Here is a 1,209-nt window from a genome sequence, read left to right as displayed (position 1 = left end):
AGACGCTGAACAATTTACCTCTTCAGTCCGCATTCCATTTTCCAACCGATTTTTTCAACCTGACGGTCTTATTTTGCGTTTATGGGCCGATTTCAGGCCCTGTTTTACTGATTAGCGGGTAAACCCCGCCTTTCAGACGGATTTATCCCGCCACCCGTTGCAAGTACCGCTTTGCCAGCATCAGATTGGCCAACCCGAACAGACTGAATAACTGCGCCGTATTCTTTTCCAGTCCACGGTAACGGACTTTGCGATGGTTGAAGCGCACTTTGATCACTTGGAACGGATGCTCTACCTTGGCACGCAGTTGCGCCTTGGCGTATTCGATCTTGCGCTTGACCCGGAACAGCACGCTGTCTTTGCCGTGATGCTGGTAGCTGCTTGGCCGTGCTGCAATCGACCAGATAACGTCCCGTTCAGCATACTCCGCTCGCTTGGCCGCACCGGTGTATCCAGCATCTCCCGAGACATAGGTTTCGGCACCGTGCAGCAGCTTGTCGACCTGGGTGACATCGGCCACGTTAGCCGCGGTCCCCACCAGGCTGTGCACCAGCCCCGACGTGGCGTCGACGCCAATGTGGGCCTTCATCCCGAAGTGCCACTGATTGCCTTTTTTAGCCTGATGCATCTCAGGATCGCGCTTACCTTCTCGGTTCTTGACCGAGGGCGGTGCGGCGATCAGGGTGGCATCGACGATGGTGCCTTCCTTGAGCAGCAGACCCCGACTGGCCAGATGCTGGTTGATCGTTTCAAACAACACCCGCGTCAGCTGATGGGTTTCCAGCAAGCGGCGAAAGCGCAACAAGGTAGTGGCATCCGGTGCCGACTCCCGGCCCAGGTCGATGCCCATGAAGCCACGAATGGCCTGGCTGTCGTAGATGGCATCTTCGGTGCCTTCATCGGAGAAACCGAAACACTGCTGCACGACATACATGCGCAGCATGCGCGACAACCCAATCGAGGGGCGTCCGCGCTTGCCGGTGGTGTCGCGGTAGAACGGCGCCACTTGAGCTTCCAGCTGTGCCCAGGGCACCAACTGCTCGATATCCGCCAGGAAGCGATCTCGTCGGGTTTGCTTTTTCTTGCCGGTGTATTCGAGTTCGGAGAAGGTCTTCTGCATAGCGCGTAACGAGGCTCACGAAGAGGGGGCTGATTGAGGGGGTCAGTGTGCCAAGGCTCTGAGCGGTTGGCTATTTATGCAGCGTCTCC

The 1,209-nt window shown here is 57.2% G+C and carries 1 protein-coding gene; it reads right to left on the bottom strand.

What is annotated here, in order from left to right; all coding sequences use genetic code 11:
* Positions 1–142: 142 nt before the first annotated feature.
* On the bottom strand, positions 143–1,120 hold the full coding sequence (locus BJQ17_RS00040) for an IS5 family transposase (protein WP_033991331.1): 978 nt from the start codon (positions 1,118–1,120) through the stop codon (positions 143–145).
* Positions 1,121–1,209: the final 89 nt, after the last annotated feature.

This window comes from Pseudomonas sp. NBRC 111139, assembly GCF_001753955.1.
Taxonomy (GTDB): domain Bacteria; phylum Pseudomonadota; class Gammaproteobacteria; order Pseudomonadales; family Pseudomonadaceae; genus Aquipseudomonas; species Aquipseudomonas alloputida.
The sequence above is the reverse complement of the archived record's forward strand: the minus strand, read 5'-3'. Positions and strand labels throughout refer to the sequence as shown.

Coding starts and splice junctions, on each gene's coding strand:
- BJQ17_RS00040 (WP_033991331.1), bottom strand. CDS start 1,120: ATGCAGAAGACCTTCTCCGAACTCGAATACACCGGCAAGAAAAAGCAA.